Source organism: Mesorhizobium sp. M0306 (assembly GCF_040321655.1).
In the GTDB taxonomy this organism is placed as follows: domain Bacteria; phylum Pseudomonadota; class Alphaproteobacteria; order Rhizobiales; family Rhizobiaceae; genus Mesorhizobium.
The window spans coordinates 43,370-69,740 of the sequence record NZ_JAMYRY010000015.1; the positions used below are offsets into that span (position 1 = coordinate 43,370).

Below are 26,371 nucleotides of genomic sequence, written 5' to 3' on the forward strand. Positions count from 1 at the left end.
TGGTCTCAGCTGACCGACGTGACAGGCAGATAGATGCGGTCGCCTGAGAAGATCAGGTCCGGGCTCAGGATATGATCCATGTTGAGCACAACCGTGTCAGCCACATCCGCAGAATGGGTCTTGGCGATCAGGCGAATGCTGTCGCCATCCTTGACCTCGACCCACTGATAGCCGTCTTTCTCCAGCGTTGGGTTCGTGCGGCCCTCAGCATTGCTGCTGCCCTCGGCATGAGCCTCGACATAGTCGCCGGAAACCCAGCCGCTATGCATTTCGCCATCCGGTCCGAAACCTTCGACAGGTATCCAGGTCTCCCCTGACGGATCGGTCGATGGCTTCGCGATCTGTTCGACGAATGTGCCGGGTTGCAGAACCGTTCCCACGGTCGAATCCCCGTCAGGCTCGGTTCGCAAATTCAGGCCGTCATCGGCAACCACGACAAGTTGCGGGAAATCCTCCCCCGGGATCTGCGGCCCACCTGGAACATCCGAAGGATCATCGGGTTGCTGGGACGAGGCATCGCCATCCGGTTTTTTCGGATCGGGTGGAGGGGTCGTCTTCGCGTCCTCCCAAGGTTCCGCGAGCAGGGAGTCCAGCGAGAAGAGAAGCATTCCAACGCCGAAGGTGATGCCCAGAGTCCACCGATCCCATGCAGTCCATTTTTTGTCGGACTTTTCCGCCGCCGCGATATCAGCGTCGGTTCGCGGCACCGAACGGCGATTCATCCGGTCCGTCCTTATGGCCGACGCCCAGAATTCGGCGCAGCCGAACGTGAACATGGTGCCGGCGACTGTGGCAATCGGCGCCGGCCAGGAGTGCACCGTATAGACGGCGCAGCCAAGCACATAGCCGGGTCCAGCCAGATATTCGGCCAGGTTCCGGATCACCGGTCTGCCGGTGAACGACTGCAGCATCGACTTCGTGCCATAGACGATATTGCCGAGCGTGAACGTGCTGTTGACGACAAGATCCTTACCCTGGATCATCCCGGTCGCGGCACCTGGCGCTGCGGCAATGAATGTGGCTCCGCCGAGCGCGTTGAGGAAACGCCCGAACGGCTTGTGACTTGCGGTTGCGTTGGGGAAGAGCGCCTGCGCGCCGAAAACGACGCCTCGCGCGCCAAATGCCACCGCTGCGGCGGTGGCGGTCCAGGTTGGCGGCAACGAACTCCACAACATGTAGGAGGTGGTCGACATGCCGCCAAAGGTGGCGAGTGCCTGAGCGTTTTCCCGCATCCTGGCATGGCTGAGGGCCAGATCGACGCTGGTGGCCTGATCCGGCGTCATCGCCTTTTTATGGGTCGCCCGATAGGTCGTCAGTTGCAGCACGGAGAGGGCGTTCGTCTGATCCCCGCTCATCCACTCGAACTGCTCAAGCGTGAACTTGCGGAACTGGCCGGGGCTCATTTCCTCGAACTGTTTTGGTGCCACCGCTTCGATCTGCGGCTGGGTCAGGGCTTCGGTGTGGTGGATCGTGAAGGCACCCCATTGATCGCGGGTCAGCACCGGGATCTGCTTCTCGGTCAGCCACGGCACCTGGTTGGGATCGAACTTCGCCACGTCCACCGAATCTATGATGGTTGCGGGGATCGCCTGAACCTGGCGCTCGGTGAGGTTCTTCAGCAATCCGGCCTCGCCCAGATCCTTGAATTGCTGTGAAGTGAACTTGGCGACCTGGCCGGGCTTGAACCACGGAATCTGGCGCGCTTCCAACTTCGACACGTCAACGAACTCGACCATGTCTCCTTTTATCGCCTGCAATTGTGGTTTCGTCAGGTGAGGCGTCAAACCGGCTTTGCCGAGATCGCGGAACTGCTGGTCGGTCACATTCCGGATGTGGCCCTCGCTCAGCCAAGGAATCTGTTTCCCGTCGAAGCCCGCGATGTTGACCTGGCCTATCTTTGCCTTCGGGATACCGCGCAGCTGGCTCTTGGTCAGATAGGACAGCAAGCCGGCCTGATCCATGTCGCGGAATTGCTGTTCCGTCAGCTCGGCCACCTGCTCGCGCTTAAGCCAAGGAATCTGGTTCGGCTGGAAATCGCCCATGACGAGATCCGGAACCTGGTCGAGCGGGATCGCTCTGACGCCGGTTCGGGTGAGCGGTCCATTGTTCGGAGCGGGTTGGCCGTGGGTTGCTGGTGCGGGACGGCCAGTTTCAGCCGGGGGGTGGGAACCAGTGGACGCGTAGTAGTCGTATAGCTCATCCGCGTACCGGCCATAAAACTCCCCATACGTTCCGTCAGCAGTGCTCGGCTCCTTCTCACTGAATAGCGTCGCCATTTCCTCAACGGCTTGCGATCGATCGATCTCGCCGGCCTTGTATCGGGCGAATATATCGGCCTGGGCCGAATTCCACTCGGCGCCGAGTATAGCAGCCGGCTTGCCGCTGTTGAACGCAAGCTCGTCGGCAGCAGCATATTGAGCAAATGTCGCTTCGCCCTCGACGTTCAAATAGGCAGAGACCACGGCATGCTTATACGCCTGCCGATCTGGAAAATTATTGGGATGAAGGTCGATCGGCGCGTCCCCAACGTGGGACAGCTCGTGGCCGAGCAGGTCGACGAATTCGGCAAGTACGGTGTCGCTGTCCGCATCGGCTGCACGGAATGTCTCGGCATCGACAAAGACTACTCCCAGGTCGCTGACGTATTGTGATCCAGTCGCCGTCAGATCGTCGCCGGAGCTGGCGTCGAAAATCCGGAGGTCGTGCCGCGCCGGGTTGACGATGCGTACGCCTTGCGCGTGAGCGCCGCGCAAGAGTTCCATCAGCGTCGGCGAGCGGCTGAGCTGATCTATAAGATTGGCCTTGGTGACTTCCGGCATGCCGAGGTTCTGATGCAGCATGTTGTCGAGCAGGCTTGCCGCCTCCTGGCGGTTGGCCGCGATTTCGGCCGGCGTCAGCGGCTTGGCGAATGACGGGCCCGATGACCCATCTGCTGCAAACCCCTGCCCTTTCGGCGCTGGCCTGGGCGCCGGACTGCGGGGAGCGATCGGGCCCTCGCCAGCTGGCGGCAAGCCGTTTGCCGCCGGCGAATTATGGCGGACCTCCCGCTCAAGCAACTGGTTGAGGTAATGGGCCTGCGTGGGCGTCAGTTCGCTGCGAGCCTGCTGATCCAGTTGTTGCCGCAACGCTTTCCACGCTGGCTTGCTCATCCCGTCTGGGCGTCCGTCGACGGTGGCGAGTTGGTCCGGATATGGCGCACCACCCAGTTCCGGGAACACATCGGACACGCGCTGGCCAGCGAATCTGAGCTGGGGATTGGGAGAAGCTGCGATCTCTCCAAGATAAGCAGCGAGATGTTGCAGGACGCCCGGCGTCAGTCGCCCATCCGACGTTTCCAGCGCGGAGAAAACCTTTTGCGCGCCTTCGGAGAATCCGGGGTGCGCGCGGGCGGTACGGGCATGCGGCACCAGAACCTTCCTCACCGAGCCGAGTTCTGCTGTCGTTACCGGCCATTGCCCAAGGTTTACCGCGAAACCGACGCCGTGGTCTTTGCGGTCCAGGCGGTTGAGTGGCCCGGCGCCCGCCTCGCGCGGAACGCCCTCGAAGGCAGGGCTAGCGCGCCAGGGTTCCTTGCCGCCTCCGAAGGGGGAAATGATATCGTAGTTCCGGTAGAGGACCCGATCCTCGAAACCGGGCACCTTGCCTTCGGCACTATAGTGGCTGGCACCACCTCTCGCAGCTTCTTCCCAGAAGGAGGCTGCCCTTTGGCTGAGCGGGCCAGGTTCCCTAAGCGTATACCCCGACCGGCCGCCTTCGCCACCGAGATAGAGCAGCGTGCGTTTGACGTAGGCCCCACTCACAGAGAAGCCAGCGATGGATATGGAAGCGCCAATGGCGTTTTCGCTCTGGAACGTGTTCTTCGACATCATCGGGGCGGATGCGACCCACTGGGCAGATGGAGCCGCAGCCTCGTCATAAGCGAAATTCGGCCGGTATCCATTGACGAAAAGTTTCTGGCCCTTCGCGTCGTCGGGATGGACCGGGAGCAGAAAGCCCGTGCCGTCCGGGCCGTTGTTCTTCAGACTGAGTTCCCCATAGACCTGCCGGCTGGGCAGCGGCACCTTAATGCCGAGCATCGATCCGCCGAGGCCGACCGTGCGGCCCGCAAGATCGTTCAGCATCGACCCACCCAAGACATTGGCTTCGTGTTCCTGCAGGAACCAGGAAACGGTCGCGCGGTCGGACCGCCAGACCCCTTGCGCATCCGTGAAGAATGTCGGGGCGCGCCACGAACTCGCCTTGTCGGCATCCAGCAACCGCGCCAGCAGGACAGGCACGTCGCTGTTGATTTCGCTCCCGGCCTTGGGCTTGCTTCCAGGCAGCGCGTTCTCCAAGGCGTGCGCGAGCGACCGGACCGCGGGGTCCGCGGATTTCTGCTGGTTGGCGGCGTAACCGCGCATCTCTTGCCAAAGATACGGTGTCCAGGTCTCGTGGCCGGACAGAACCTTCTCATTGTAGCGGCCTTCCGGCGAAAGCTTGCCGGCGGGGTTGAACGAAGACTCCGGCTGAAGCTTCGGACCGTAGACCCACGTGCTGCCACCGTCGGCCCTCAGGACTTGCATGAGCGCATCCTGCTGTGCGGCGGTCACGGCCTTGCCGGGCTTCGTGGCGCGCCCCTTGAAAAACGGCGAGGCGGCATTTGCCACGGCGGCAAGGTTCGGATCGGTGGAGCCTGACGCAGCCTTGAGGTAGTCGCCGACGATGCCACGGCCGGCATCGGTCCAGCCGGCTTCTCCTGGCAGCGCCCCGGCGGTAAGGAACTGCTCGCCGCGGGGCAGCCTGCCATCGGACGACAGGCCGAGTTGGTCGATCACTTCTCCCGGCGACAGATGCGGCAGCTTGCCCTGAGCGCTGAACACCTGGAGGGTCGTCAAGCCGTTCATCGAAAGCTGGCCGACCGGCTTGGAGCCGGTGAACGGGTTGTTCCGGTCGGCGTTAAGCATTTCGACAAGCGCATTATGCTGAGCCTGCGTCATTTCCGTGCCGGACTGAGGCAGGCCCCTGCCCCCGAGTTGCACTCTGGTCATGGTCACCGCATCGCGGACGACGGGATCGGTGGAACGTTCGAGGGAATGGAGGTAGTCGCCGACGAGCTCCACCTGCTCGGGCACCCACGTCGGCGCGGGCGTCGCCGCATCGTCGGGAAGCGCCGGCAAGGTCGCGGCCAGGGTTTCGCCGAGGGCCGAGCGATGGCTAACTTCCGGATTGTCGGCAGGATCGAACGTATGGACTTCCCGTGCCGGGGTGTTGACCCTGAGCTGGCCATTGGGCGTGGTTATCGATCCGCGCTTGGCGCGTTCGACCGTCGGGCCGGAACCCAGGTAGCCGGCCTCCGTGGCGTGCTCACTCGGCAGGACGATGTCGCGGATCATGCTCGCCTGCGGGCCGGCCTCGATGACCTTGGCCGGCAGGTATTCGCCGCCAGCCTCGACGTAGATGTCTTGTCCGGCGGTGACGCCGCCCTGCGGAACCGGTCTGTGATAGATGCTGTCGACGAGTTCGCCAAGCTTCGGATAGTCATAGCGGGGTTCGGTGTTCAGGTAACGCGTGCCGATGCGCCTGAGGCCGGCTCTGACGGCGTTGAACGTCTGGCCGAAGCTGTACGGGTTTGACGAGAAATGATTGATGATCGGCGTGCCGTCGGGCCGAGCCGGGCTGGGCTGCCCGGTGTCCGTTACGGCCGGTGGCTCCGTGCGGGCGTTCGGATCGGCTGTCCAGCGGCCGTCGGCGCCAAGATAAAGCACCGGCAAGGAAGGATCGAGCTCGACAGGAGCCGGCACCGGTTCCGGCGCGGCCGTGATCGCCTTGGGTTCGGGTATCGCGACAACCCTCTGCCCTTCTCGCAGGTTGAAATTAACGAGCATCTCGCCGGTGTGGCGGTTGCCAAGAGTGTAGCGCATCAACGGGGGGGTGCCTGCCGCCCCACCTTCCGGCAGCTTCGCTCCGGAAGGCCCCTGCCGCTCGCTGGTTTCGCGGCTCGAACCGTCGCGTGTTTCCGTTTCGGACTGGAGCAGGAGCTCGTCCGGGGTGGCCAGCACAGCCGGGTCGGAAGGGCGTGTGCCGTCGAGATAACCCGTCTGCCGCGGATCCTTGCCGCTAGTGTAGGTGTATTCCGCGGGATTAGGCCTCGGCATGCCGGTGAACGTCTTGGTCACCGGGTCCCAGACGAGCCGTAAGCCGCTCTCGGCCGGGCGCGTCGTTCCGTCGCCGCGGACCGGCGGCACCACGATCGGATCGCCGTCGGCGGGGAGGCGCACATTCTGCTCACGCACTTCCTGGGCGCCTCGGTCGCTGGCATTTTCGGGATCGCCGCGCTCGCCCGGGGCGCTCGGCCCTTCATCGTGGACGTTGACGACCGTCCCCTCGACGACCGGGTGGCTGGGATCGTGGAAGACCAGCTTGTCGGTCGGGCGATAGACGCCGTCGGGGCCTTGCTCATGCACGACCATCGGCCGCGACGGCTGGCCGTCGCCTGATGGATCACCCCTGCCGCCCGTGGGTGGCGGCGGGTTCGGACCCTCGGACTCGCCGGCCGGCAGCGCGCGCTGACCGGTTGGACGGTTAGCTCCTCCCGTGTTGTCAAAACCGTTCCGGGCGCCGAAACCAGGCCCCTGCTGGCCGGACGTTTCGCCGATCACATCGCCATCGATGATGATCTCATCCGGGTCCGGCATGACCTGTTCGCCGGTGGGCCTGTAGACACCGTCGGGACCGACTTCGTAGACGGCCCGTGGTTGTGGCCCCGAATCCGGTCCGCCAGGAAAACTGGCCGACGTATGAGTTCCGCTCCGAGTACCGCCCGCTCCAGGCATGTTGTACAACAGCGAGCGGCCGCCCAAGCCTGTGCCGACAGTGCCGACGCCTATCCCCATGACTGCGTTCGCGAGCTCGAGCAGGGACATCTCGCCGCCATGCGCCGCCAGATCTTCCACCGATTTGCCGAGCACCGGAACACCGGTAACCACGGCGGCGGCATCGAGCCCCCATGCAGCGGTGGTCAGCTTGTTGCCGCTTTGCATAAACGCCGAGACGTCATCAGCATAAGAGGCCTGCTTTACGTTCACCTGGAATCTGCCGATGCCCCAGCTGGCATCCTTCATGCGGGTCATCCCGAACCCACCCGCGAAAGCCTCGGACCCGGACAAGCCTGACCTGGCCAAGCCGAACGTGCGCAGGGCGCCGGCGCCTACGGGCAGGAATGCGGTTACGCCGGTCGCGATATTCCAAGCCGACTGACTGTCGAAGTCGCCGCCCTGAAGGAGGTGCTCACCTTCCCTGTACAAGGCCTTACCGCCCAGAGCCGCACCGGAGGTGATCGCGATTGGAATGGCCCATTGACCGCCTGGAACAAACGAGACAATGGTGGCGGCGCCCGCCACGATGCCCAGGCCTATGTCGGTGGCCTTGTCCCAGAAATCCACTTTGCGTGCGTCGGCCACTTCCAGTTCGTCGAGCGAAAAACCATCCTCGCCGAGCGACATGTCGCCGCCCTTGGCCATGACCAGATTGCCCTTCTCGCCGAAGATGCGATTCTCGTGCTGGAATTCATCGAAGGTGCTGTAATATTTACCAGAACTGTCGACATAGCCGGCTTCGTTTCCATCGCCCTTGATCGCGAACAAGGCCGTCGATGATTCCATCCCGCCATCGAGGGAGAAGATCGGCACGATCTTGACTTCGGCGTTGTCGCCGGCGCGGTCGGTGATTTCGTCGACGACCTTTTCGACTCCCTCGCTCGATGGATCGAGGCCGAGGGTCTGAGCAACGGTACCGCTGAGTTCGCCGGACGTATATGTCTTGTATTCGCCGGTGAAACCGGCTTTGTAGAGGTTCTCGAACTGCACCTGATATCCAGCGAGCGCCTGGTCCCGGTGTTCTTCAAAATACTCGTTTTTGAGTCTCGCCTCGTGCTCCTCCAAACCATATTCGAGCAGCTTGGGGTGGCTCGCGGAAAAAGCGTACCAGTCGCGCCCTGCCACCATCGCCGGCCGCACGTTTTCTTCCCAGTCCTCCAATTGGTTCTTTTCGGTCTCCGCCTGGCCTCGATCGATTTCCGCGGCCGCGACTTCGGGGTGCACCCATAGCATCTGGCCGTCCATCTCGATCTGGACCCACTTGCCGCTGTCGCCGATCGCGCCTGGCCCCTGCTCTTCGTAGGCCGCGGCAACCTCCGGCGCGACCCACAGGTCGCGGCCGTTCACCGTGATCTTCACCGCCGTCTCGCCCGGCTTGAGCGTGCCGGCGGGCGCCTCTACGGTTCCCGGCCCGTAGTCGGTGATCGCCTGGTCGCGTGCCGTCGTCGCGTTGACAAGTTTCGTCTTCGCGTCCCTCAGCCCGGCATCCAGCTGATCGACCTGCACGCCTATAATATTCGACTTGGCCACCTCCAGCGCCGAGTGCGATCCGTTCCCATATGGCGTGCAGACCCGCGCTGATACATCCTGCGTCGACGCCAGCATCTCCTGCCACTGCTTGTTGAGTGGATCGTTGCGGAAGTCTTCCCTGATATTCTCGTCGTCGAGAGCGTATGTCAGGGCAGATTTATGCACATTGGTGTCATCACCGTTCTCGTCGGTGAAAGTGTCGTTCTCATAGACGGTAACGACATAGAGCTGACCGTTCTCCTCGACTATGTCCTGCGATAATATCTTGCCGGTAAACTCACCGCGTCCATTGGTATACCCTTCCCAATCGAAATGGTGTGGGTTTCTTTCCCGCGCCTGCGCAAGCAGTTGCTGCTTGAGAGGCTCCATGGTTACGGCAAGATCCGCCGCCTCTTTCTGCGCAACCCCATACTCCTGATAGGCTTCGGCCAGCGTTACCTGGTTGGTCGCCGCCTTCTGCAACTCTTTCAGGCTGTCGCGTCGCCCTTCGATCTCCGTATATTCAGGACTCCCGGGTTTGGCATCGGTAAGCTTCAGCTCCAACTCGGTCGAGCTGAGCATTTGGTCGATCGTGGCCTTGTTGCCATTGGCGGTGTGGAGCGACACGTTCGTAAAGAGCTCGGCGACCTCCGCGTGCGCGGCCTTTCCTTGTTGGTTGGTTTCCTCGGCGCTGGGACCATCCGTGCTGCGGACAGCTGTCTGGTTGGGATCGCTGAGCGTCGGCAGGTCTATCTGTTTGTCGATCGCGTCGAGAAGTGACTTCTGGCCCTGCTCGTATTCGGCCCGGGCAGTGCTGGCGCTTTCAAGCGCGTTGTTGGCGAGGGTCAACCGATTTTGCGCATCTGCCAGCGTACCCTTCGGCTCGGGGGCCTTCCACTCCAGCCCATAAGGCGCCAAGACCTCGTCGAGCGTCGACTCGGCACCCTCCATGGCGTTCTTGTATTCAGGGTCCAGCGCATAGACGTCGAGTTGTGCCGCGCTCTGCTCGAGCTTTGCCTGTGCCTCGCCGAGGTTCGCAATCGCAACGTTCTCGGCTGCGATCGCCTTGGCTACCTCCGGGTCGAACCATTGCCAGCTCCCATCGACCAGCAGTGGCACCCACTTCCCGCCTGAAGGAGCCGTCGGTGATGGTGGGTTCCCGTACGGACCGACCGACGTGGCGCTGCCGTCGAGACTTTGCGTCGCGGGAGTACCTCCGCCGTAGTTCTCGATCGCATCCTTTACTGCTTGCTGCTTGTCTATGACTTCTTGAGCAAGCTCGGGACTTGCTCCGCCGAATATGCCGTCCAGCGTCGTCTTGACTATCGTGTCTTCCTTGGCCTGTTCCGGGTCATTGCTGTTCGGGTTGATGTCCAGCAACAGCTTGGCCAACGCTTCCTGCGCGGTGCCGGCCGCGATGTCCGTGACGGCGCCAGTCGTATCGTTGGTCAGCGTGATCTTGCCGTCTGACGACGTAGTCAGCGTATAGCCGTTGAAGGTGACTTCCACGGTCGTGCGGGTACCGTTTTCGATAGTAACCTTTTCCCCCGGATGGATGATGTCTGGGTCACGAGGCGAATTGAACAGCTCCGGGTTCGTTCTCCTCAGATCGTCCAGCGACACGCCATATTGCTGCGCAATCAGGGTCAGGTTGTCGCCAGGCTTGACCTCGTACTCGACGGGCTCGCCGCCATTGATCTTCTCGGTGGTCGTTGTCGTTACCCGACCGTCCTTGTCGGTGACGATCTTGATTTCAGTTCCGGCCTTCGGATCGACGATTGTAGTTGTGGTCTCGCCTGTCTCGAGATTGCGGACGCTGTTGCGCGTCCCGCCGTTCCCGTCCTCCGACACCGTCGTTTCCTTGCCGTCGGACGTCGTCACGACGGTTCGCTCGTCATGCTGGTAGTCGTGATAGTAGACGGTCTTGTCGCCGGTGTTCGGATCGACGACTTCAACCGACTGCACGTCACCATTGTCGCTCGTCGGTTCGCGCGCCGTGACCTGATAGCCGGCGGCCTGCAATTCGGCAATCACCTGCTCGTTGGTCAGACCCCTTTCACGCGCGATTTGCTCGATGCTCTTGCCGTCGGCGAGATCATCCTTGATGCCCTGGGTGGTTGCCCCGCCCGGATCCTGCGATGCAGCGAGGACGGTCTTGTGACCATCTGGCCCGTTGACGGTGGTGACCGGCAAGGCCGGCCCGTACCCAGGTGTAACGGTTTCCACTGAAGCGCCGTTCGGCAAGGTGGTCCGCTCGGAGACGGTTCCGGTGCCCAGATCGTCTTCATAGCGCGTCGTGATCGCACCGGTATCGGGATTATAGCTGCTGGTTTCCTTGCGCCCGAGCCCATCCCGGATCGGCGTGGTGGTTGCCGTGCCGTTGGGTTGTTCCACGCTCGTGTAGTAGCTGTCGTGCTGGTAGTCGTAATATTGGCTGACGGTGCGGCCGCTGGCATCCGTGATCGTCGTCGTCTGCACGTCGCCATTGTTGCTTGTCGGGTCGGTGGTCGACACGCTCATCCCGCCGGACCTGAGCGCGGCGATAACCTGTTCGCGCGTCATGCCCCGGGCAGATGCAATCTGGTCGATGCTTTTGCCGCCAGTGACGTCGCTGACGATGTTGCGCGCAGTCGTCGCTTCCGCGGCGTTGTCTCCGGGCGTGCTGCTGTCCAGTTTCACCGGTGTCGCGGCCAGTGCCGCGAGATCGGTCTGCGTGTAAAGAGCCGGCGTCACCGTCCTGCCATTGCCGGATGTGCCGTTGCTGGCGTTGACGACGTTGACACTCGGCGCCGCCGAAGCCGCAACCGGCGGCGGCTGAAGCGAATCCAGTTGCGTGTTAACACGGGCCAGTTCCTGGCGGGCCTGAGCTGCCCAATCACGCTCGCCCATCCTGTTGGCAAGCCTGATCTGCTCCCGTAATTTGGCAGCCTGCGCCTCCAGCCGCGCTGTCTGCGCGGCATTTGCCTTGGCATTGACCTTTTGCGGCTGGACCGGCGGCTTGGTGGGCGTTATCGGGCGAACCATCAGGACGACCTCCGGAAATCAACGTTGCCGGCAGCCTGGCTGCCGTCACGCCCGCCGGATCGCAGCCTTTCGGATGTTATCGAGGGGGCTTCCAATAAATGCCGAAAGCAGCGAGCTGCTCTTCCGACTGTTTTACCCGTTCTGCTGCGTTCGTTTCAGACTGCGCTGCCGCCAGTGCTGCCAGAATCTCGACGGCGGCGAACGCCGGCGCCATGCTTCGGAAGAAGGACTGCGAATTTGACGTAACGATAATCGTTTCCCGCGCGATCTGTGTCAGCGGCGACACGCTGCTGTCAGTGATCGCCACCACGCTGATGCCCTGCCGAGCCGACTGTCGCGCAATGTCGATCGTTGTGCGCCCGTAGGGCGACATGCCCACCGCAAGAAGTACCGCGCCGCGTCCCGCGTGCTGGAGGCCATCCAGGCCCGGTCCGGCCATCTCGCCGACAAGCGTCACCTTGCAATCGGTGCCAGCCAGTAGCGACATGACTTGAACGAAGTGGCTTGCGACCGGATAGGCGCCGCGCGAGCCGACCGCGAACACATCGCGCGACCGGGCGAGCAGACCGGCTGCCGCGATGAGCTGCATGGCGCTGCCGTACTCGCCAAGACTTGAGATCTGGGCGGCGAGCGTGTCGGCAACGACGCCGGCAGTCGAATATCCCGGATCGCCATGCTGTCCGATATTCTGTCGCGCCGGCTCGCGCGCGATGGTCTCGCGCAGCGCGCGCGCGTAAAGGCTGCGCATGTCTTCGTAGCCTTCAAGGCCAATCCATCGCGCCAGCCGCATCATCGTGCTGTGCGAAACGCCGGCTTGGTGCGCCTGCTCGCGCATCGACATCAGTGCGACATCTTTGGGATGATCCAGCACGAAACGTGCGGCGACCCGCAACTGCGGCGGCATAGTCTCGAACCGTTCGACCAAAAGCTCGGCCAAAGGACCTTTTTCCATTCTGAAATACCCCATTCACCCACCCGCCAAGGTACTCCTTGAACGCGGAAGACGCAACAGTTGGAACCGAAGTGTCTCAAATATTCCAACTGGACTTTCATTTTCAGCCATGCTGCCTTAAGCTGCCTTCGCAACCCTCCGGACAGCAGCGATGTGAGTCCGGAGTTTGCAAATTGGATAGTCCCTCAAGGAGACAATGATGGCTGCTACCCCTCCCATTACCTCCGGCTCTGCAGGGTCGCCGGAACAGAACCTGGACAAGATGATCAAGCACCAGGAGCGCATGTTTGGCCTGGAGATCACGAAAGAGATCGCGAAATCCCAGCATGACATGCTGATGAGCACCGCCAGGACACTCGGCCAGTCGGCTGAAAAGGCCTAAGGCGGCGGATTCTCGAATCATGCGCCGCCGCAAGCACCCGGCGGCGTACTTGCACGGCGCAATTTTTTCAGCGCCGTCATCAGGCTGCGTTGGAAATGGTCATTCGGCGGGAGATGAAGTGGCATGACCGCTCGTCCTATCAGCAAACGTCTGGAAGCAGCAGTGCCGGCGCGCCGACTCCGATCGATCATCGCCCCCTCCCCGGGTACCGGACATTCCATAGCGCTGAGCGTAACCCATGGATTTCACGCCGGTGCCGAAGTCAGCCTGGTCGAGCCAGAATATAAGATCGGCTCCAGCACCGAGTCGGACATTGTCCTGCGGGATGCCGGTATTGCACCGATTCATGCAAGGCTGCGTCGCAAGGGCAGCCAAGTTGAAATCGAAGCCGTCGGCGGCGATGTCATATTGGCCACGAGCGAGACCATCCGTGAGGGACATGGCAGCCGCTGCAGGCTGCCGCTCACCATAAGCCTAGGCGAAGCGCGCATCCGGCTGGCCAGCCTGGAACGCGCACCCAATCGATGGTCTTTTGGGTATTTTGCCAATCGTCCGCTGCTGATCGCCAGCAGCGTTCTCTGTGCGGTTCTGGCAGTTTCCGTCGCCGCGAACGGGCTCTCGTTCGCCAAGCAAGAGATTGGCACAAAGGCGTCCTCCCAAGACGGGCAAACGGTCAAGGTGGCTTTCGCCGGCAAGACAGGCGAAAAAGTCCTGGACGCTTCATCGCCAGCGCAAATCCAGACGGCCGCCGAAGCGGTAAGTCAGCTCAAATTGCGCCTCGAGCAATCCGGCATAATCACATTAACGGTTCTGCAATCAGACGGACGCCTCGTGGTCTCGGGCATGATCCCGAACGACAAGAGTGATGTCTGGGCAGAGACGCAATCCTGGTTCGATCAGTCGTTCGGCGCTCACCTTCCCCTCATCTCCAACGTCATGGTTGGCAATGCGCAGCAGGCGCCGCGCCTGAGGCTGCAGGCGATCTGGTATGGCGAGCGGCCCTACGTCATCGCAGCCGATGGCGCGCGATATCACGAAGGTGCATTCACCAACGACGGTTGGGCCGTCAAACACATCGGCGAAAGCGAACTTCTCCTGACTAAGGGCGGCGCCTCGGTCGCGCTGAAATATCCGTGAACCGCCGGCTTGAAGCGGCACGATTCGACACGGCACGGATTGACACGGCGGGCCGCGACGGGCGGCAGGCGGAAAATGTGCGTGGCCAGGCCATCAGCCGGCGACGGACAAATGGGGTCGGCAAAGCAGCCAACGGTGCTCAGGGGGCGAGATCAGCCGCTGGTGCAGAAGGGCCGGAAACGGCGGAATTCCAGGCTTCTCAAGGTGCGGCCGGCGAGTCGCTCGACGAGATCCTCGCCAATTTCGTCATGCCCAATATTCCCGAACCAGCTATCCTGCGGCGCTCCGTGCCTATTCTCCAGCACCTCGTAACGCACCTGGTCCCAACCCTTGAGGGCGGGGAGCAACTCAAGACGCTCGCCAGAACGCTGATGGAGGATGAAATCGAGCGTCATCGCGATCTGCTTGGTCGCATGCAGGAAGGATCAAACTCTGACCGATCCGCGTGACACCGTGCATCTTTTGCATGTCCTGGGCTATCTCTACGGGTGCCACGGGCACGCAAAGCGGGGCGCGGCCTACCTGCTCATTGCTGCACAGCTCTCGCCGGGAAATGCCGGCGTCCTCAGAACGTTGGCCCACCTTCTCATACTCGATGGCGAGGCGGAAAAGGCGCTTGCCACGATTGCCAGGCTGGAGACCTTGGAAGGAATGGATCATCCGGTGCTTACATTACTGAAGAGCCGCGCCTTGCTCGTGGCCGGGCGAAAGACGGAGGCGCGCAGTACCTTGCTTAGCTTCCTGTCGCAACGAGGCGTCCGATGACCGTCTCGGAACGCCTGATGCAATTCCTTGCCAGGCTGTCACGCCGCAGTGATCTGGTCATCGCCATTCTGATGCTCGTCGCCGTGGTAATGATGCTCATTCCATTGCCGACGTTTCTTGTCGACGGTCTCATCACCGCAAACATCGCCATCAGCGTGCTTATTCTGCTGGCCTCATTCTACGTTTCTCATCCGCTCCAGTTTTCGTCACTGCCGTCGGTCATCCTAATCGCGACTTTGTTCCGGCTGGCGATCACGATCACGACCACGCGACTCATCCTACTCCAGGCCGACGCAGGCGAGATCATTACCGCCTTCGGCACCTTCGTCGTTGGCGGCAGCATTGCCGTAGGCCTCGTCATCTTCCTGATCATCACGGTTGCACAGTTCATCGTTGTTGCGCGGGGCGCCGAACGCGTCGCCGAGGTGGCCGCGCGCTTCACGCTCGATGCGCTGCCGGGCAAGCAGATGAGCATCGATGCCGAGCTGCGCAACGGCGACATCGACCAGGCGGAGGCACGCCACCTGCGCCAGCAACTGGAGCGCGAGAGCCAGCTGTTTGGCGCAATGGACGGCGCCATGAAATTCGTCAAGGGAGACGTGATTGCAGGCATTGTGATCATTTTGGTCAACTTGATCGGTGGTTTCGCAGTCGGCACGCTGCAGCATGACATGTCGCTTGGCGACGCGGCTGCGACCTACACGTTGCTCACCGTGGGCGATGGCCTGGTGGCGCAGATACCGGCACTGCTCGTTGCTGTGGCCGCCGGTACAATGGTGACGCGCGTCGGCAGCGCGGATGGAACGGGCGATCTTGGCCAGCAAATAACCAGCCAACTGCTGCGCGACTCCCGCGCGCTCGCACTCGCAGCCGTGATCATGGTCGGCCTTGCCATGGTGCCAGGCTTCCCCTCCATCATGTTCCTGGTCCTTGGTGCCTGCTGCGGCACCGGCGCCTATGCAATCAATCGCCGCACCGCCCAGGAGTCCGGGCCTCAAGACATCGGCCTTACCGCCTCGCCTGCACAGCGAGGGGATTCCGCGTCGCTTTCGGCAATCTCCACCGCAACACTGTCTCCATCCTACCGCGTCGTGGTGCGCTTCGGAACCGAGCTCGCTCGCTTGGTCCCGGAGGCCGAATTTGCCGCGCTCGCCGACGGCGTGCGCCGTGAGCTCTTCGGTGATCTCGGTGTCGACGTTCCGGCCATCGGCATGCAGGTCGACGAGATGCTTTCGCAACGAAGCGTCCGCGTCGATCTGGAAGGTGCGCCCATCCTGGGTGCTGAAATTCCTGCCAACCGTGTTCTTGTCGAAGCGGACACCACGCATCTCGATCTGCTCGAAATACCTTACGAAAAAGGTTCTCCGATTGCCGGTCTGCGCAAATTCGTATGGGCCGATGACGGCTACCTGTCAGCACTGAACGAGGCCGGCTTTGTCTTCTCAACGCCGGTGCAAATAGCGGCCAAATGGACCGGCCATGCACTTCGCCTTTATGCCGGCCATTTCGTCGGGATTCAGGAGACACGCAGACTGCTCTCGGAGATGGAACCGGATTATGCGGATCTGGTCAGGCAGGCGCAGGAGACCGTGCCGCTCCAGAAGATCGCCGAAGTGCTTCGCCGGCTCGTCGCCGAAAACGTCCCGATCCGCAATCTGCGCCTTATCCTCGAGGCACTCATCGAATGGGGCCAACGCGAACAGGACGTCCCCTTGCTGACGGAATATGTCCGTACATCCTTGAAGCGCCAGATCAGCTTCCGCTTCGCCGGCCGCAACAACATCATCGCGGCCTATGTGCTGCAGCGTTCGGCCGAAGATATCCTGCGAAACGCGGTGCAAAGCACATCGACCGGCACCTTCCTGAACCTGTCGAACGATGATGCGCAGGCTTTGGTCACCGAAATCGAGCGAGCCCGGTCGCAGAACGCCACCGATGTTTCGCCGGTCGTCCTCGCCGCGATGGATGTGCGCCGTCACATGCGCAGCCTGCTCGCACATAATGCCATCGAGCTTCCTGTCCTGTCCTTCCAGGAACTCGCACACGAATTCAATGTCCAGCCGCTGGCCACGATCGCTGGCCGCCCCGGCAAAGCCGGCGCGCGCGTCGTCTCCCATTCGCTCCCGTCGGCTCAGGCGAACGCCGCGCAGGAGGCGCCCTCCTGACGCCAGCCGGACGGACGGACATTGGGGATTCAGGAGAGAAATGGCAATGACCACCCACAACACCGCGGCAGACGTAGGATCAGCCGCTTTCGCCCGGCGGGCAGATTTAGGCCGGTTGGCTATCGCGACTATTGGCGTCCTGCTGGCGTTGCTGCTCACACTAGCCGATGCGACGGCACAGAACATATCACCGTTGCCGAGCAAACCAACGGTCGGCTTGCCGGTCGGACAAGGACGCTTGTTGCGGTTCAATGAACCGGTCGAATCCGTGCTGATTGCCGACACCACGATCGCGGACCTTCAGGTCGTGTCGCCGAGCATGGTCTACGTGTTCGGGCTCAAACCCGGCCTGACCAACCTAATTGCGATCACGGCCGATGAACGGATTGAGGCAACAGCCCAGTTCCGCGTCACCCCCGATGTCACGCCTGCTACCGAGGCCAAGCAAGCAATGCAGCCGAGCTCGGCGACAAATCTCCACATTTTCGGAACCCGTATCGTTGCAACAGGCGAGGCGCGAGGCGTCGATGAGGCAACGGATCTGGACAATGTCGCCCGGACCTTCTCGCCGCCGGAACAGCCGCCGCTGAACAACATGACCGTGCAGGGCTCACAGCAAGTCAACATCCGGGTTCGCTTCGCCGAAGTCTCGCGCACGGAACTGCAGTCCTACGGCGTCGACTGGTCCGTCGGCTACAGGAGCGGCGGCTTCGAATTCAACATGTTCCAGGACAACGGTGTGCCCTCGGGCAACGGGAATTTCGGTTTGAGCATGGACCAGGCGCATGGCCTGAACTTCGACATTCTGATCGAAGCCCTGCAACGCAACGGCATCGTCAAGATACTGGCCGAACCGAACCTGACGGCCATGACCGGTCAGACTGCAAGCTTTCTCGCCGGTGGCGAAATTCCGGTTCCAATCCCGCAAGGAACCGACGTCGTCACCGTCCAATACAAGCCCTTCGGCGTGTCCCTCGGCTTTACCCCGACGCTGATCGGCCGCAATCGCATCGCGCTCCATGTCCAGCCGGAAGTCAGTTCGTTATCTGAGACCGGATCCGTAAGCGCCAACGGCTTCGCCATGCCGAGTTTCGTCGTGCGCAAGGCCGACACCACGGTCGAAGTGGCGAGCGGTCAGACATTTGCGATTGCCGGCCTTTTCCAGCAGCGGACTTCGCGCAATCTGGAAAAGTTTCCGGTGCTCGGCGATGTACCGGTGCTTGGCCCGCTTTTTCAATCACAGCGTTTCCAGCACGAAGAGACCGAACTGGTCATTTTGATCACGCCCTATCTGGTGGAACCGGTGCGCGACAGCCTCGCCACGCCGCTTGACCGTCCGGCAGCCAAGCACCGCAGCCGCAAGCACGCCAATGACGCGTCGGCGACGGGTCTGATCATCAAGTAACGAGGACCGGATATGACATCCCCCATCGGATTTTTCTGCGTTATTCCAGCGCTGGTCCTGGCCGGCTGCGCGAACAGCCCGCAATCGCGGCAGGATTATTCGCCCGGCTATAACTATGTTTCGACGGATGCAGGCGGCTCCGAGAAAGGTGTCGGCGGCTCAGTTCTTGCTCCCGATGCCTGTCTGGCCGAGCCAGCCGACGACGACAACTCTGCTGCCAAGACGAACCTGACGATGGTCTCCAGCGTCGGCTCCCATTTGCCGCCCGGTTGCGCCAATGCCTTCAATCTTCAGCGTATGTCCGAAAGCCAGCGTGATCTCGTAGAAGGCCGCCGCATGGGCCCGGCAGCGGCCGCACCGACCGCGCGCGCGGCCCGTCGCTACCTAGATGGCGAGGAGGCTCCGATAGGCGGCGCCAACAGCGCGCCGTCGGTGCCGCAAACAACGCTCCCAGTCGAGTGAGCCGGCGCAATATTCGCCCGCGTAGTGTCACTCTGCGCGTCGCGCTTGGCGGAAGGCCGCTTCAGGCCCTCCGGCCCGATTCGCTAGCCGAGGATGGAGCCGAGCGCCTTCGCTTTGGCCTGAGTGCTGCCCTTCAGCCGGATGGTTCTTGCGCGGGCAAGCAGGGTGGCGACCTCCTTGGTCGTCAGGCCGATTGGCGGCGAGGCCTTGACCTGGTCGGCCTGGCCAAGAAGCCCGTACACCACCACAATGTTGCGCTTGTGGTGCAATTGCGCGTTGGGGGCCGCGGCAATTTTCTGCACCAGCGGCAGCGCCGCGGCGGAATTGTCCTCAAGCGCAGCCGCCAATGCCATGTTGGTCTCGACGTCAAGATCGCCCGGCGCAAGTCTCAACGCCTGGCCGAAAGTCTCCTGCGCCTGTCCTGTCTGCCCGGCGAAAGTCTGCGCAACGCCCAATCGATTGTAGGCGCTGCTGGTGTTGACCAGCGGCGCTGCCTGCGCAAGCGCGCGCATGCCTGCATCGATATCGCCTGCCTCTATCATCGCCGAGCCAAGCCCAAGCATTGCTCCGCCGTCATTGGGAGCTTTGGCGAGCGCGGCCCGATAAGCTTTGGCGGCGTCGGCGGGATAGCCCGCCCGCATGTAAGCATCGCCCGTCTTGACGAACGCGCTCGCCCTGGCGTCCGGCATTGCTGCTGCGCGCTGGTAGAGCGCGATGGCCGTATCACTTTCTCCACGCGCATCAATATCGTCGGCAAGTTTGATCAGGCGCTCGGATTGAGACGATGGTCCTTGTGCCTTGGCCTGCACCGAGCCGGTTTTGGTCGTCTGGCAACCGCTCAGCGCCAGCGCGACGACGACCGGCAGGAATACGACACGCAACCGCAAATCCACCTCTCCGTATTCAAGCCCGTCCCACCTTACACAGGGCATCGGCCGACTGGAACCACGATAGTGCGGTAAGATTGCAACATGGCCGAAGAAGCTGAGGAAAAGAAACTACCGGCGTCCGATAAGAAGCTTCGTGACGCCCGCCGCAAGGGCCAGGTTTCGCAAAGCCGCGACCTGGTTTCCGGCTTCACTCTTTTCGCAGCGCTTGGCTATCTCTATTTTTGCTGGCCGCTGCTCTTCAAACATCTTTCGGAACTCGTGGAGACCGTGACGGTGCCCGGCGGCTCCTTCGAGGAAGTCAGCCTGCGGGCCATCCACCACTCGTTCTCATTGCTGATGCTTGCTACATTGCCGCTAGTCGGGATCGTTGTGGTTTTCACCGTAGCCTTCGGCATGCTGGCCACGTTCGGGCCGGTCTTCTCGTTCGAGCCGCTCAAGCTGCAGTTCGATCACATAAATCCGGCGAAGGGCCTTCAGAAGATCCTGTCGCTCCGCAACGTCATCGAGTTCGCCAAGGGCCTCGTCAAGGTGGTGTTCCTGGCGAGCCTTTTCGTATTCATCCTGATTGCCTGGCTACAGCCTCTCTTCGACGCGCCAGGCTGTGGTCAGACATGCCTGGAGCCGATCATCAAGGCGGTGATGACACCTCTCGGAATTGCCGCCGCCCTGGCCTTTCTCGTCATCGGCTTGGTCGATGTTCCCATTCAGCGCTGGCTGTTCCTACGTGACATGCGCATGACGACAACCGAATACAAGCGCGAACACAAGGACCTCGAAGGCGATCCATTGATCCGCCGTGAACAGCAGCGACAGCGGCGCGAAGCAGTGATGCAGCCTGCGAAGCTGGGTGTGAAAAACGCGGGCATCGTCTTGGTGTCAGGCGACCGCGCCGTGGCGTTGCGCTACGTCAAGGGCGAAACGCCTGTGCCGACGGTTGTCGGCAAGGGTCAGGGCCGTGCGGCCGAAGATATGATGGTTCAAGCGCGCGAGGCAGGTATCCCCATAGTCGAGGATGCCGTCACCGCCCAAACGATCTTCGAAGATGCGAACATCGGGTCTTATATCGGCCAGCAGATGTTTTCCCCGGTCGTCCGCCACCTCGTCCGGCACGGGCTCACTTGAAGCCAAAATCCTGCGATTGTCCTTGTATGCCAGTCTAGCCCTGTCGGCTGGTGGAAGTGAAGCGGCGGTCCGCTGGTCGCGCATCCGTCAGCGTCAAGGCGGCGAGCAGGCCGATCCAATGAGGAGTTTCGATAGACGCACCATGCCGCGCGATCCGCAGCTTGCGTTCGTTCGGGTTGAATAACGATGAATCATCGGCACAACATTCGATCGGGGTGTTATGGAGTCGGAAAACAGCATTCTGGGTACATTATCGCGGCAAAGCCACGGGGCGGCCGCGAAGCGGTCTCGACACTATCATTGCACCCAGCGGGAAACCCTGCTGGAAGCTGCGCGCCAACGTGGCGTTTACGTCCCCACCGCTTGCCAGCAGGGAGTTTGCGGTACGTGCCGGATCGCCAAGCTGTCCGGCGAAGTCCTCATGGAGGACCTGGGCGGGCTGACATCGGAAGACAAATCGGCAGGCTACGTCCTGGCGTGCTGCAGCCGCCCGCAAGGCGACGTTTTGCTTGATCTGTAACTGTCACATACCGCAACGAAAATCGAGGCAGCCTAGCCGTTCCTGCAACCGCAAAGTGATTAGCGTTTCAGAGCCCGTTGTCCGGCCTAACCGCGAGACTTAACCACCTTGAACATCCTAAGCTAAGCGCAGTTTACCTCATTCAAACAGACGAGGACAATAGGCCAACCCGCCCTTAGGGTAAGAGGTCGTTCTGTCGATTTATCCGGGAGATACTGTTGTCAGTAGTGTGGACACAGAAGCAAACTTGCGAGTCTCCATGCAGACACTATTGCAGTTCATGTGCTCTCATCCCATAGGGGGGACGTTGTCGAAGAATGAGTGGGGGAACAACAATTTTCTCGGTGCTACAGCAAAAATCTATAAACCCCATTCGGTGATATGCCGCCAGGAGGACGACAACAGTGAGATATTCATTGTAAAATCGGGTTGGGCCATACTTTATCACGCACTGCCGGACGGAGAGCGGCAGATCATAGACACTCCCCTAAAGGGGGACGTCGTCGGTTTCCGTGGCTTGGACGGATCCCGTCTTGCGTCGCTGGCATCCCTAACCGAACTCGCTGCTTATGAAATTTCCAGTAAGGAACTGGTCGAGGCCATCCTGTCGGAAGGCCAAATCGGGAAGAAGATCGCCTGTTCCCTAGCGCGGCTGAACGCCATCCTTGCCGAACATCTCATAAATACCGGGCGGCGGAACGCGATGAGGCGCACCGCCCATTTCCTGCTCGAGTTGGAGGAGAGGCTCTCCATGGTTGGGCTGTCGGCCCATGGAAGATATGAGTGTCCTCTTGCCCAGCATGAACTGGCCGACATCCTGGGAATGACCACGGTTCACGTCAACCGAACGTTAAGGGAGCTCCGCAAGGCCGATCTCGTCTCTTTCAAGTCGGGCCATGTAGAGGTGATCAACCGCAAGAAGCTGGTCGAAACAGCCGGATTCGACAGCGAGTATCTCAGGTAGCGGCTATCTCTCTTTGAACGCCAGCGCATGGACATCAAAATTTCCGCTGAAAACGATCATTCCGTCGCCGGAACAGTTCGAGACGACATTTACGGAGGGCTGGTCGTGCGCGGGACACCTGGCAGAGCTTGGTATGTCTCGAGACAGCGGTATCCGGCTCGAGGCGGTCGAAGGTTGGGCCGAGCGGAACGCAACCCCGTTCGTGCTGACCAAAGTGTGCAGGCGAGATCATCATGACCGCGGCAACTCGGCCTATCGCACCGAGGACGGCGTGCTGCCGAAATATGCGCAGAGGCCCTTTACTACGGCAGACCCATCGGGTGGGCTCGAACTAAATTGTTGAGCCACGGCGATCAGCACTGTGCGCTAACCGTGTCAACGTCACCCTCTGGTCTACCGCTGAATCGCAGCAGGCACTAGCCGATCCACGTTCGGCTGCTGGGCTGAAGATGGCTAAGTGGTCCGATGCATGCGTCTTCAGGCAGATTGCAGCCCTTTGGGCCCAGCATGGCGTGATTCCCTGAAAATTACGAAAAAAGCAACCTATGTTAGAGACTGCTTATAAATAAACCCTACACTTACCCAGGTTGGGTCTCGCCGGGGCTCAGGGAGCTGAAAACGACGCAAATGGGGTAATCGAGTCTCGACCTTTCACAACGCGCAGTACCAAACTTTCAATGCTAGAGAATGCGGAAAACTACATCGGCCGGCGCACGGCGGCTTGTGTGGGAAAGAGCGGGTATTGACATGGGTGCCACGGCAGGACTGCACAATCATAATTCGGCCAATCGGTCAGAAGTCCCGTCCGGCGGAACGGGAATCGTCCACGGGCCGACAGGCAGGGAATGCCTCCTCATCTTGGACGGAAGGGCTCTAGACCGCGAGTGTCTCGCATCGGCTCTCGTGGACCACGAACTCGGCATGGATATCGCCGCCTTGGGTTCCATCGAGGAATGGCGCGTCAGAAAGAGCTCGGCCCCTCCCCTTGCAGCCATACTCTTCAACCTTGGCAGTCGGAAGGTCACCGATCGTGGCATCGCTGACGAGATCAGGCATATTTCGTGCGAGTTCAAATCGGTCCCTGTGGTCGTCCTGGCCGACACCGAAGACCTTGCCCAGATACTGACCGCTCTCGAATGCGGTGCACGCGGTTACATTCCGACCTCTGTTGGAATCGATGTCTGCGTCGAGGCTATCAACCTGGCGGCAGCGGGAGGCATCTTCGTGCCGGCGAGCAGTGTCCTTGCTATGCGGCACCTGATAGATTCGGGCAGCCGCGACACGCACCCTTTGGCAGGCATGTTCACGCTTAGGCAGGCCGAGGTTGCGCAAGCGCTCCGGCGCGGCAAGGCGAACAAGATGATCGCCTACGAACTGAATTTGCGCGAAAGCACGGTGAAGGTCCACATCCGCAATATCATGAAAAAACTAAAGGCGACCAACCGCACGGAAGTCGCCTGCAAGGTCAACGATCTTCTCGCAGAAGGAACTCTGGCTGACGAGTGAGCCCAATCGTAACACTGCCCACCTTGCGTGAGTCCCGCGGCCGTATTCGACTTTTGCCCCAGCTGAACTGCTATCTAAGCAGACTCGGGGAAGGTGTGTCTTCCTACCCATCTTATGGCCTCCTCGATCGTATCGAAATTCTTGTGCTGCCCGCTCAGCAGCCCGAATCCTGTCTCGAGGAACCATTTGCCTTTGGTGGAGTAGGCTTCCTCGTCGATCTGGGTAAGGACCGCCACCAGTTGGTCGCATTTCCAAACCAGGAGGCCGGATTCTCCGCCTTCAACCGTTCCGATCCGGGCTTCGCTGAACGACAAACCAGAAACAGTTTGGCCCATTTAATGAAAAATCCCGTGAAATTCAAAATGCCAGTAAAGATCCGTCATCCTTGTGTTTTTTTATTAATCACGCACAGAGTTCAACCGTTTGAGGCGATCTAATTCGTGATCCACCGCTGTTGAGTACAGAGGACAACGGGCAAAAAACAACCGGATCTAAGACGGGTCGTGGTTACACTGGCGGGATCCATATGATACGCCCCTGTGATGCGGTTTCCACCGCGCCTCTTCGGCCATCGCCCGGAATGATTTGAGCCCACGCGTTCTTGATCGGGAACGAGGCTTCGGCAAGTGAATGCACCAGCCAGAACGAAGATCTGTCGCAGGTCATATAGGAGGACGATTGTCGAAAACGAGGTATCCATTTTTTGCTTCAAGTAGATCATGCCGATGGTGACGCTGAGGTACCACCGTATCGTTCCCCGACGCGCCGTTGCCAGACGGTGGAGTAAGCATACCATGATTCATCGCCCAAACTGCAGCCTGTGTTCGGTTGCGGACCCGAATCTTTCGAAGTATGGCTTTGACATGTACCTTCACCGTAGCTTCGGCAATGTTAATTTCGCGCGCGATGGCTTTGTTTGACTCCCCTTCGATCAAACGGCGCAGAATACAGTTCTCGCGATTCGACAAAATTACCTTTTCTTGATCGCCACTCTCCACTTTATCTTCCACCTTTGGTAACTCATCAGTTATCGGTTCAGCTGTCGGTTCATTTTTCGAAGCTTGCCTTATATCTTGAATAACCATCGAAGTTTCCGCAGGTAGTACCGTTTGCCCAAGCATAACCAATTCGAGAGCTTTGATGAAGGTATCGTAAGCAGCGATCTTTGTCAGATACCCGTCAGCCCCCGCACGAAAAGCTGAGACTATATCGGCCGTGCGACAGTGATCAGCTAGCGCAACGACATGGCTGGCTGGGTAAATCGCCTTAAACTCAACAATTTGCGCGAATTCAGCTTCCGCATCAGCACCGCCGATATCTATGATTAGCAAGATCGACCGGTGACGCGGTAGCGGCTTTTGCAAAAGATCGTTAACAGAAGCCGTAGAGAAAAGAATACAAAAATCTTCTTCATTCAGGATTCGACTTAGACCTTCTCGAAGTAACTCGCTCGGCCCGACAAGCACGGTTATGAAAGATTGCCTTGTCATGATCGCTTCTCACCCGGCGCAATTGGGATACACGCGTCGATTTGCTCCACGCGCCAACCGCACAGTTTCTTTTTTAACTTTACGCCAGGAAAACCGTACACCAAAATACCCTCTTTAGGCGTAGGGCAGCATCATCGAGGCGTATCCCGGATCTTCAGCCCCGGGCTTTTTGGTCAAGAACCCGAGCTCATGGTTTCACCGACTCAGCCTATCGTGGCAAAGGATTGCGCGGCCGTGAGGATTTACCGGGCTTGGTTTCCCGCGGGGCCGATGAAAGGAAAACATGGGACGGCCCGTTCCGCTATGGTTACCTCGATACGATTGCCAAGATTGACGGCTTGGTCGATTCGCGTCTTAATTCATCTGACGCGTCAAGGCGTGCATCAGGTCATCCACCTAGCAGAATGACGGCGCAGAACCACGGCGCCGGGGATCCTGGAATGGACCAGATGCGCCTAAAGTCGTGCATTCCGGTAGCCGGGATCGCCGAGGCAGGAATCATCGAAGCGGCAAGCGACGGTCGTCGATTCTCGGTCGTGACGACTACACCAGGTCTGATCTTGGCTATTCATGAGCGGGTGGCCAAATATGGTTACGAGGCTCTCTTACCGGCGAGCGGCTTACGCAAAGCGACGTTGTCAGATTAATGGATGATCCCGTCCGCCTTGAAGCGGGCTTGGTTCGCGCGTGTGAGGCCCGCGCCCTTCCCTTCCGGGGGCAGATACCCGCTGGTCGAACCAGTGGGGGAATTTCACACAGTAGCTTTGCCAGTTGCTGCGAGTCCAGCAAGGCTCGGCAGGCGTTTCCAGTTCGGCGATGTCGGGAAGGCGCTCACCATATTGCGCCGCAAGCTGCCCCACGCCGCGTGACGAGTGCGGGAGGCCGTTGCAGTTGCTCACGCCGATGGCAGCGTGCAGGTCGGTCTGGCGGTAATTGTAGCCGAGTTCAGGATAGCCCTCTTAGATCACCTGTTTCGAGCCGTGCCGGACCGTGTCGGTAACGCTCATGCTGTGTTGGCCGACTAGCATGCATGACCTTGTCTCCTGCTCCTCGGGGGTAAGGTCACGCGTGATCCGAGATACTAGGCGACGTTTGCAATTGGACGTAGGCGCAAGCTTGAACGCAGTGCCGATCGCCGGGGAGAGTCTCAGTATAGCCTTATCCACGCCGTATTATGGTCATGAAGGTTAGCATTATATCTCCAGATGAAATTTCTGGTTGTAT

General features: G+C 60.6%; 18 protein-coding genes and 1 pseudogene. 12 read left to right on the plus strand and 7 right to left on the minus strand.

The window, feature by feature from the left end:
• Positions 1–5: 5 nt before the first annotated feature.
• Positions 6–11,387 (minus strand): LysM peptidoglycan-binding domain-containing protein, encoded by an 11,382-nt coding sequence (locus NKI95_RS20375; RefSeq protein ID WP_352719076.1) that lies wholly within the window; start codon positions 11,385–11,387, stop codon positions 6–8.
• A 76-nt stretch (positions 11,388–11,463) separates the two neighbouring features.
• A complete protein-coding gene (locus NKI95_RS20380) occupies positions 11,464–12,324 on the minus strand; it encodes a MurR/RpiR family transcriptional regulator (protein ID WP_352467377.1) in 861 nt (286 codons plus the stop codon).
• A 214-nt stretch (positions 12,325–12,538) separates the two neighbouring features.
• Between NKI95_RS20380 and NKI95_RS20385 the strand changes: the two genes are divergently transcribed.
• A complete protein-coding gene (locus NKI95_RS20385) occupies positions 12,539–12,721 on the plus strand; it encodes a hypothetical protein (RefSeq protein ID WP_126092905.1) in 183 nt (60 codons plus the stop codon).
• A 123-nt stretch (positions 12,722–12,844) separates the two neighbouring features.
• Positions 12,845–13,858: a SctD/MshK family protein gene (locus NKI95_RS20390; RefSeq protein WP_352719077.1), complete on the plus strand. Its 1,014-nt coding sequence runs from the start codon at positions 12,845–12,847 to the stop codon at positions 13,856–13,858.
• Positions 13,859–14,010: 152 nt separating this feature from the next.
• Here the strand turns inward: NKI95_RS20390 and NKI95_RS20395 are convergent, their stop codons facing one another.
• Positions 14,011–14,253 (minus strand): hypothetical protein, encoded by a 243-nt coding sequence (locus NKI95_RS20395; protein WP_352719078.1) that lies wholly within the window; start codon positions 14,251–14,253, stop codon positions 14,011–14,013.
• Here NKI95_RS20395 and NKI95_RS20400 point away from each other — a divergent pair.
• Genes NKI95_RS20400 through NKI95_RS20415 form a run of 4 tightly spaced genes read left to right on the plus strand, consistent with a single transcriptional unit; the run spans position 14,237 to position 18,655 of the window.
• On the plus strand, positions 14,237–14,623 hold the full coding sequence (locus tag NKI95_RS20400) for a tetratricopeptide repeat protein (RefSeq protein WP_352719079.1): 387 nt from the start codon (positions 14,237–14,239) through the stop codon (positions 14,621–14,623). The two genes, NKI95_RS20395 and NKI95_RS20400, sit on opposite strands and share 17 nt — an antisense overlap.
• The gene (sctV, locus tag NKI95_RS20405; RefSeq protein ID WP_352719080.1) at positions 14,620–16,788 is read left to right on the plus strand and encodes a type III secretion system export apparatus subunit SctV; all 2,169 of its coding nucleotides are present in this window, start codon (positions 14,620–14,622) and stop codon (positions 16,786–16,788) included. Before NKI95_RS20400 ends, sctV begins: the two co-directional genes overlap by 4 nt.
• A 46-nt stretch (positions 16,789–16,834) precedes the next feature.
• The gene (locus tag NKI95_RS20410) at positions 16,835–18,193 is read left to right on the plus strand and encodes a type II and III secretion system protein family protein (protein ID WP_352719081.1); all 1,359 of its coding nucleotides are present in this window, start codon (positions 16,835–16,837) and stop codon (positions 18,191–18,193) included.
• Between the two features lie 12 nt (positions 18,194–18,205).
• Positions 18,206–18,655 carry a hypothetical protein gene (locus NKI95_RS20415; RefSeq protein ID WP_352719082.1) on the plus strand — a complete coding sequence of 150 codons (450 nt, stop codon included), beginning with the start codon at positions 18,206–18,208 and terminating at the stop codon, positions 18,653–18,655.
• Positions 18,656–18,738: 83 nt separating this feature from the next.
• Here the strand turns inward: NKI95_RS20415 and NKI95_RS20420 are convergent, their stop codons facing one another.
• Positions 18,739–19,542, minus strand: coding sequence for a tetratricopeptide repeat protein (locus NKI95_RS20420; protein ID WP_352719083.1), 804 nt, complete (start codon positions 19,540–19,542; stop codon positions 18,739–18,741).
• Positions 19,543–19,626: 84 nt separating this feature from the next.
• On the opposite strand from NKI95_RS20420, the gene NKI95_RS20425 reads away from it, so the two are divergent.
• The 5 genes from NKI95_RS20425 (at position 19,627) to NKI95_RS20445 (ending at position 23,657) form a co-directional block, all read left to right on the plus strand.
• On the plus strand, positions 19,627–20,667 hold the full coding sequence (locus NKI95_RS20425) for an EscU/YscU/HrcU family type III secretion system export apparatus switch protein (RefSeq protein ID WP_352719084.1): 1,041 nt from the start codon (positions 19,627–19,629) through the stop codon (positions 20,665–20,667).
• 220 nt (positions 20,668–20,887) lie between these two features.
• The gene (locus tag NKI95_RS20430) at positions 20,888–21,187 is read left to right on the plus strand and encodes a 2Fe-2S iron-sulfur cluster-binding protein (RefSeq protein ID WP_352719085.1); all 300 of its coding nucleotides are present in this window, start codon (positions 20,888–20,890) and stop codon (positions 21,185–21,187) included.
• A gap of 307 nt (positions 21,188–21,494) precedes the next feature.
• Entirely contained in the window at positions 21,495–22,151 is a 657-nt protein-coding gene (locus NKI95_RS20435; protein ID WP_352719086.1) for a Crp/Fnr family transcriptional regulator, read from the plus strand.
• Between the two features lie 13 nt (positions 22,152–22,164).
• On the plus strand, positions 22,165–22,494 hold the full coding sequence (locus NKI95_RS20440; RefSeq protein WP_352719087.1) for a hypothetical protein: 330 nt from the start codon (positions 22,165–22,167) through the stop codon (positions 22,492–22,494).
• Positions 22,495–22,898: 404 nt separating this feature from the next.
• Entirely contained in the window at positions 22,899–23,657 is a 759-nt protein-coding gene (locus NKI95_RS20445; protein ID WP_502909217.1) for a helix-turn-helix transcriptional regulator, read from the plus strand.
• A 74-nt stretch (positions 23,658–23,731) separates the two neighbouring features.
• Here NKI95_RS20445 and NKI95_RS20450 read toward each other — a convergent pair whose 3' ends face one another.
• Positions 23,732–23,992: a hypothetical protein gene (locus tag NKI95_RS20450; protein ID WP_352719088.1), complete on the minus strand. Its 261-nt coding sequence runs from the start codon at positions 23,990–23,992 to the stop codon at positions 23,732–23,734.
• Positions 23,993–24,319: 327 nt separating this feature from the next.
• Positions 24,320–25,147, minus strand: a complete 828-nt coding sequence (locus NKI95_RS20455) for a LuxR C-terminal-related transcriptional regulator (protein WP_352719089.1) — start codon at positions 25,145–25,147, stop codon at positions 24,320–24,322.
• 440 nt (positions 25,148–25,587) lie between these two features.
• Between NKI95_RS20455 and NKI95_RS20460 the strand changes: the two genes are divergently transcribed.
• On the plus strand, positions 25,588–25,794 hold the full coding sequence (locus tag NKI95_RS20460) for an aspartate/glutamate racemase family protein (protein ID WP_352719090.1): 207 nt from the start codon (positions 25,588–25,590) through the stop codon (positions 25,792–25,794).
• On the opposite strand, the pseudogene NKI95_RS20465 reads toward NKI95_RS20460, so the two are convergent.
• A pseudogene (locus NKI95_RS20465) lies at positions 25,786–26,079 on the minus strand (aminotransferase DegT); the annotation flags it as partial. The gene NKI95_RS20460 and the pseudogene NKI95_RS20465 overlap by 9 nt on opposite strands.
• Positions 26,080–26,371 lie beyond the last annotated feature (292 nt).